This window comes from Saccharopolyspora sp. NPDC050389 (assembly GCF_040655595.1).
Taxonomy (GTDB): Bacteria; Actinomycetota; Actinomycetes; order Mycobacteriales; family Pseudonocardiaceae; genus Saccharopolyspora.
Window position 1 is genome coordinate 21,537 of the sequence record NZ_JBFAKG010000114.1, and the last position, 6,894, is coordinate 28,430.

The following is a 6,894-nucleotide window of genomic DNA, read 5'->3' on the forward strand; positions in this document are numbered from 1 at the left end:
CCGAGGGCAGCAGGCCACACCGCGGGCGAACGAGTTCATCGTAGGACCGACCGCGCGTCCTGCTTCGGATGCGGGAAGCGAACCTCGGCTCGTGCTGCGGTCCGCGAAGCGGAACCGGGAGCCATCGGCAGGCCGATCTCACCGAGGAGCAGGCCGTGCGTTCCAGGTGGCGCGCGGTGAACACATTGTGTCGATACTTCGTCAAAGAGGCCGAATGAGCGTGGAGCACGAAGCAGCAGTGTCGACCTGTGTGGAGATCCCCCGTATTCGGCCGTGAAACCAACCGCATATGATCATAGTGGTGCAGCTTCGGTACGCGTTCCGCTTGTATCCAACACCTGGGCAGCAGATCGCGCTGGCTCAGTCGTTCGGGTGTGCTCGCGTGGTGTTCAACGACGCCGTGCGAGCACGGCAGGATGCTTACGAAGCAGGCGAGAAGGCACCCAGAGCTGCCGAGTTGTCCAAGCGCCTGGTCACCGAAGCGAAGAAGACGCCCGAACGTTCGTGGCTGGGCACGGTGTCTGCTGTCGTGCTGCAACAATCGCTACGGGATGCTGAGCAGGCGTTCAAGAACTTCTTCGACTCGATCAGTGGTAAGCGCGCTGGTTGTCGCATGGGCGTGCCGAGGTTCAAGACCCGCCGGGACCGTCGCCAGTCGATCCGGTTCACTGCCAACGCGCGTTGGTCGGTCACCAGAGGGGGGAAGCTCCGCTTACCGAAGATCGGTGATGTGCCGGTGCGCTGGTCTCGCGAACTTCCGTCAACACCGTCGAGCGTGACCGTGATCAAGGACGCGGCGGGGCGTTATTTCGCCTCGTTCGTCATCGACACCAACCCCGAATCCATCGGCACGGACGCCCCGGACGTAGGGATCGATCTGGGGTTGGGTCACTTCGCGGTGCTTTCGGACGGTACGAAGATCAAAGCACCCAAGTTTCTCCGTGGAGCGGAGCGCAAGCTCAAGCGGGCACAGCAAGCCCTGTCCCGCAAGGAGAAAGGCAGCAAGAACAGGGACAAAGCCAGGTTCAAGGTCGCTCGGGCTCACGCTCGGGTGGCCGATGCGCGCCGCGAGTTCCACCACCAGCTCTCCACCCAGTTGATCCGCGAGAACCAAGCGATCGCAGTGGAAGACCTGGCGGTGCAAGGTCTCGCGCGCACTCGCCTGGCGAAGTCCGTCCACGACGCTGGGTGGTCGGCATTCGTGGCGATGCTGGAATACAAAGCCCCACTGTACGGGCGCACAGTGGTCCGGATCGGACGGTTCGAACCCACATCGCAGGTGTGCTCACACTGTGGCGTTAAGGATGGTCCCAAGCCGTTGCACGTGCGCGTCTGGCAGTGCCAGGCGTGCGGTGTGTGGCTGGATAGGGACATCAATGCGGCGGCGAACGTCGTGAAGGCCGCTGGACTAGCGGTGACAGCCTGTGGAGCACTGGTAAGACCACCTGGACCTTCGGGGGCGCGGAGCGGTGAAGCAGGAACCCGCCAAGGTGACCTGACAGCGCGGAGCCCCGCGCCGCCAGGCGCGGTAGGAATCACCGGCGTTCACGCCGGTGAGGAAGTCAACTCAACGAGAAGCTGGGCATGACGCGCGAGACCGCGCGACGCAACAGCCCGATCAGGCAGGAACCCACCCACGCGTGCCCGCTGATCCTGACCTACGGCGGCGCTGAGTCGTCGGAGTTCGCGCGCCAGCAGGCAGAACTCATGCGCGCGTGGTCGGCGCACGGGGTGCCGTGCCAGGTGGTGGATCAGCCCGATGGCCACCACTTCGACGCGGTGGAGCGGCTCGCCACCGACGGCCCGCTGCGCGAGGCGATGCTCGCCATGGTCCGCGGAGCCTGAACCGCGACGGCCTCCGGACGCTACGGTATGCGGTGTGTTCGTCGATCTCGCCCGCAAGCACGGGCTGCATGTCCGCGTTCTCGAAGTCGATGAGACGGGCTGGGATTTCCAGGTCGGGCATGCCGTGGATTCCGAAGGCGTGCGGTGGGTGCTGCGCGTGCCGCGGCGTCCCGAGGTCAGCGAGCTGATCGCGGGGGAGCGGCGACTCCTGGAGTTCCTGCGCCCGCGGTTGAACGTTGCGTTGCCGCGGTGGGAGATCTGCACGTCCGAGCTGGTCGCCTACCGGCGGCTGCCGGATTCCCCGTTGGGGCCGGAAGATCCGGTGACATTGGCGTACCAGTGGTGGATCGACGTGCCGGGGGAGTTGTTCCGGACCCTCGGCGAAGTGGTCGCGGAGCTCCACCGCGCGCCGGCGGCGGAGATCGCCGAGCTCGGTGTTCCGGTGTCGGCGCGCACGGCGTTGCGTTCGGAGGCCGACGACCACCTCCGCCGCGGGATATCCGAATTGGACGTTCCGGAGTCGCGCGTTCGCCGGTGGCGGGAGTGGATCGACGACGACCGGTACTGGATCGGCGACTCCGCCGGGCTTCGGCTGGTGCACGCCGACCTGCATCCGGGGCACCTGCTCGTGGACGACTCCGGGATGCTGACCGGAATCCTGGACTGGACCGACGCCGCGGTGGACGATCCGGCGCTCGACTTCATCGCCCCGCGCTGGGCGTTCGGCGAATCCGGTCTCGACCGGCTGCTGGCCGCTTACGTCGACGCGGGTGGCCGGCCGCGCGAGCACTTCCGCGCGCACATCGAGCAGCTGGCGTCGTTCGTGTTCACCGTTTCCCTCGGCATCCACGGGATCGACACGGGCCACGACGGCTACGTGAAGATCGCCCAAGAACGCCTGCGGGAGTGACGCTCGCCATCAAGGTGTGGTCACCTGTCGAACGTGGTGCGGCAGGTGGAGGGAGTCGACGACGTCTACCGCGTGACGTGGGACGGAGGTCAGCTGTCGGGCACGGCGGTTCGGCGCTGCTTGGCGCGGTGGGCGAGCTCGTCGACGATGCGTTGCCAGGCCGGTGATGCCTCGGCGATCCGGGAGGAGACCAGCTTCAGGTACCCCGGCTGGCCGCCGTCTCGTTCGTGTTCGATCTCCCATGCGTCCAGGTCATCGATGAGCCGGTCCAGGCGTGGATCGTGCGGATCCCAGTCGACTGATTGATCGCAGGCGAGATACAGGCGCGTCGTCTCGGGGTCGTCCAAGCCCGCGTTCTTGTCCCGGATCCGCTGCGGCATGACGTGCGGGTCCAGCGCCTGCATCAGGATCCACGAGTCGCGCTCGGTTCGTACCCTCCGTTCGCTGACCCCGAGACTGCGCATCCGGTTCAGGATGGCGACCACCTCGGGAGGCAGGACAAGCCTTTCGCCGCTGTCCAATTCGGCGATCCTGCGGCGGTATTCGGCGAGCTCGACGATCTTGCGCTGCAACTCGGCGTCGATGTCGGCGATGGCCGCGGCGAACTCGGTCGGCTGCGCATGCAGCAGCGCGTCGATGCGGGCCAGCGGCACGCCGGCATCGGCGAGGGTCCTGATCCGGATGAGATCCACCGCCGCTTGCGCGCTGTAGCGGCGGTAGCCGGAGGCATCGCGCTCGGGCTCGGGCAACAGGCCGACGTGGTGGTAGTGGCGAACGGTGCGCACGGTCACGCCGGCGGTCGCCGCGAGCTGGCTGATCGTGAGCACCGTCCTCCTCCGGTCTTCTGGGAACGTGGCCGGGCCGAGTCTAGGCGCGCGCCTGGTCGACGACGTCGCGGATCGCCTGGACCACGGCATCGGGGCGGTCGAAGCAGAGCCGGTGGTGGGCGGTGTCGGAGAGGATGCGTTGTTCCCCGTGCGAGACCGCGCTCACCAGCGCCGCGTCCAGGCTCGTCCTGCCGCCATGCATCGCTTGCAACGTCTGCTCCGACGTCAGCGCCTGCTGGCCGGGGTCGGTGCCCACCACGGTGAGCGCGACCACCGGGACGTCGGGAATGTTCGGCCCGGCCCGCAGTTCGGTGGCGAGTTCGGCCAACTCGGTGCGCTCGGCGATGCCGACGTGGGTCCACTCGTCACTCACCTTGGCGTCGACAAGCGCCTGCCGAACGTGCTCCGGGTAGTCGGCGAGCAACTCGGCGTACATCTCGCGCAGGGCCGGGCGCATCTGTTCCAGCTGCTCCAGACCAGGTGCCATCCGCTCGACGGCGGCCAGAGCCGCCGCGGGAGGCATGACGTCGTCCCAGTCGCGGTGGAAGGCGTCCAGCCAGACCAGCCCGGCCACCTCCTGCGGGTACAACTGAGCGAACCGATGCGCGTAGAAGCCGCCGAGGGAGTGCGCCACCAGAACGTACGGGGCGGCGATGTCCTGGGCGCGCAGCAGCTCGTGCAGTTCCGTGGCGACCGCGGCGGCGGTGCGCGGCAGCGGGAGCGGGTCGCTGTAGCCGGTGCCGCCGCGGTCGTACACCACAGCGGTGGTGAACTGCGAAACATCCTGCTGGACACCGAAATAGTCCAGACCGACCGCGCTGGCGCCCGGCAAGAACACGACGGCCGGCCCGCCGCTGCCCGACCGATGCACGAAGATGCGGCGGCCGTCGACCTCCTGGAACCCTCCGACCGGCGGAGCGAGCCGAGCGGAGGAGGTGCTGTTGTTCGTCATGCGACAAGGCTCCAACCCTGACGTAGCGTCAGGGTCAAGCCTTCCGCCGCCACGCCCGCGCCGCTTCTACGAGCGGCTCGGCTTCGACGCCTCGCACGAGGGCTTCAAACTGGGGCTATGACCACCGATTCAGCGGGGCGACGGTGCAACTCTCAAATCGCTTTGCTGCGACCTCGTGGTGCTGCGAGGGTTGACCGGTGTCCCCGAACATCGCTGTGACCACTGGCTCCTGGTTCTTCAATCCCGGCGCGCGTGACTGGGCGTGCCCGCCTGCGCCCGCTGAGGCGGCGTCCTTCCACGCCGGGTTGCCCGGCTATGCGCCGACACCCTTGCTGGAGCTGCCGGGACTCGCCGCCGAATGGGGAGTGGGCCGGGTCGTGGTGAAGGACGAGTCGACCCGCTTCGGGCTGCCGGCCTTCAAATCGCTTGGCGTGTCTTACGCGATCTACCGGGTGATCTGCGACCACGCCGGGGAAACCGTGCGGCCCGCGGACTTGCCCGGGTTGCGCGAGATGCTCGGCTCGCTGCCTCGGCTGGACCTGGTGACCGCGACCGACGGCAACCACGGACGAGCCGTGGCGAGGTTCGCTCGGCTGCTCGGGATTCGTGCGCACGTGTTCGTTCCGGATGTGGTCAGCCCTGGGGCGGTCGAAGCGATTCGCGCCGAACAGGCCGAGGTGACGGTGCTCGCCGACGATTACGACGCGACCGTGCGGAGTGCATCCGAGGCAGCCGAATCCCGTTCCTCGGCGGTGCTGCTGCAGGACACCGCATGGCCCGGCTACGAAGAAATTCCACAGTGGATCGTGGACGGGTACTCGACCCTGCTCGTCGAACTGGACGCGCAACTTGGCGCGACCGGGCCCTCGCTCGTGGTGGTCCCGATGGGAGTGGGGTCGCTGGCTCAGGCCGTCGTCACCCACTACCGCAGCCGCGAACAGCGGGCCGCGTTGCTGGGCGTGGAGCCGGACACGGCCGCCTGCATCCAGACCGGCCTGGCCTCCGGGCGGCCCTGCACCGTGCAGACGGGGTCGACGATCATGGCCGGCCTCAACTGCGGTACTCCGTCGTCGTTGGCCTGGCCGTACCTGCGAGATGGGCTGGACGCGGTCGTCGCCGTGTCCGACGAACAAGCCGCCGGAGCCGCACGGGAGCTGGCCGCGCTCGGGGTGTCCTCGGGCCCGTGCGGGGCGGCCACCCTGGCGGCGGCGCGCGCTGTCCTGGCCGAAGCAGCACCGAGCCGACGGGCCGCGCTCGGTCTGTCGGCCGACTCCACCATCGCCCTGTTGAACACCGAAGGAGCTCACGAGACAAGAAGGTGAGCGGGCCCCGTGTGTCTGCCGCCCTGCGGCGTTCCCAACATGTGGTGACTCGGCCGCGTTCACCAGCTGGGGCTGGCGGGTGCCGTTCCTGCTCGCGACCGTCAGCTACTGCAACAGCGTCAACGGAATGCTCGACTACGGCACTCGCACCCTTGGCATCCCCCGAAACACGATGCTGACGGCGCAGCTGATCTCGATGGCCGCGTTCGCGCCGCTGATCATGGTCGCGCTCCTCACCCTGACCGGCAGCACGATGTCGGTGGCGGCCTACATGACGGTGGCGGCGATCATCACCGTTGATCTCGATCGCGTTCCTCTCGCCCTCGACTGGCGACGAACAACAGCGACAGGCCGCCGATGCCGACCGCCGGGACGTGCGCCAAGCGACCTGAGTGGAACGAACTGTCCTTTGTGGATGATAAGGGGTGTAGTGCCGAATCCTGTCATCCCGACGGCCTGAAAGGCCCGATGGTCGGCACATCAGTGCCGGTCATCGGGCCTTTGTTCTTGCGCGGATCCCGATTGATCGTCCTGGGCGGCGCCGTCTCGGGTTCTGGCGATTGTTAGAGGAAATGTCGGAATGTTCGCCCGGCGTGGCGGCTTTGCGTCAATGGTCTGCACCAACTCCGTGGCTGTGGCATGGTGGTCGTTGTGCCGGGCTGCGGCGTCGGCCACCCGGTGGTGGGGGATAGCCGGATTCGGGGGTATTCCGCGCGAATCGATGTCCCGGTTTCTGGGGCTTGTGGATATTTCGTGGATCGGCGGGTTGCCGAAATCCGTTTGCGGGTTGCCCTTTTGGGCAAAGTAGGTCGTATGATCTCGACTCGACTTGGCGCGGCTGGTGGAATGCGCCAACGGCTGACTCGCGAAGCAACTGTGGGGAATCGCTTACTTCGCGGGCAATCCGCTCTACCCGGACGAGTCCTCAAATCGGAGACGAGATTCAGTGACGCAGATCTTGCATGGCGATGGCGAGCGTAGTGCTCAGGCGCCTGTCGATGCCGGTGATGAGGGGTATAGCAAGGCCCTCAAGGCCAG

General features: G+C 67.2%; 7 protein-coding genes. 5 read left to right on the forward strand and 2 right to left on the reverse strand.

Annotation, left to right across the window (positions count from 1 at the left end; all coding sequences use genetic code 11):
- Nucleotides 1-301 precede the first annotated feature (301 nt).
- From AB0I53_RS43175 to AB0I53_RS43185, 3 genes are read left to right on the forward strand one after another with little or no spacing between them, the layout of a single operon-like run.
- A complete protein-coding gene (locus AB0I53_RS43175; RefSeq protein ID WP_358615279.1) occupies nt 302-1,588 on the forward strand; it encodes an RNA-guided endonuclease TnpB family protein in 1,287 nt (428 codons plus the stop codon).
- Entirely contained in the window at nt 1,585-1,845 is a 261-nt protein-coding gene (locus AB0I53_RS43180; protein WP_358615281.1) for a hypothetical protein, read from the forward strand. The genes AB0I53_RS43175 and AB0I53_RS43180 overlap by 4 nt, the downstream gene beginning before the upstream one ends.
- A gap of 34 nt (nt 1,846-1,879) precedes the next feature.
- On the forward strand, nt 1,880-2,755 hold the full coding sequence (locus tag AB0I53_RS43185) for a macrolide 2'-phosphotransferase (RefSeq protein ID WP_358615283.1): 876 nt from the start codon (nt 1,880-1,882) through the stop codon (nt 2,753-2,755).
- An 89-nt stretch (nt 2,756-2,844) separates the two neighbouring features.
- On the opposite strand, the gene AB0I53_RS43190 is transcribed toward AB0I53_RS43185, so the two are convergent.
- Nucleotides 2,845-3,582: a MerR family transcriptional regulator gene (locus AB0I53_RS43190; protein ID WP_358615285.1), complete on the reverse strand. Its 738-nt coding sequence runs from the start codon at nt 3,580-3,582 to the stop codon at nt 2,845-2,847.
- 40 nt (nt 3,583-3,622) lie between these two features.
- The gene (locus tag AB0I53_RS43195) at nt 3,623-4,534 is read right to left on the reverse strand and encodes an alpha/beta hydrolase (protein WP_358615287.1); all 912 of its coding nucleotides are present in this window, start codon (nt 4,532-4,534) and stop codon (nt 3,623-3,625) included.
- A 197-nt stretch (nt 4,535-4,731) separates the two neighbouring features.
- Here AB0I53_RS43195 and AB0I53_RS43200 point away from each other — a divergent pair, with 197 nt between their 5' ends.
- Both AB0I53_RS43200 and AB0I53_RS43205 read left to right on the forward strand, forming a co-directional pair.
- Nucleotides 4,732-5,856, forward strand: coding sequence for a diaminopropionate ammonia-lyase (locus tag AB0I53_RS43200; RefSeq protein ID WP_358615289.1), 1,125 nt, complete (start codon nt 4,732-4,734; stop codon nt 5,854-5,856).
- Between the two features lie 79 nt (nt 5,857-5,935).
- The gene (locus tag AB0I53_RS43205; protein ID WP_358615291.1) at nt 5,936-6,316 is read left to right on the forward strand and encodes a hypothetical protein; all 381 of its coding nucleotides are present in this window, start codon (nt 5,936-5,938) and stop codon (nt 6,314-6,316) included.
- Nucleotides 6,317-6,894: the final 578 nt, after the last annotated feature.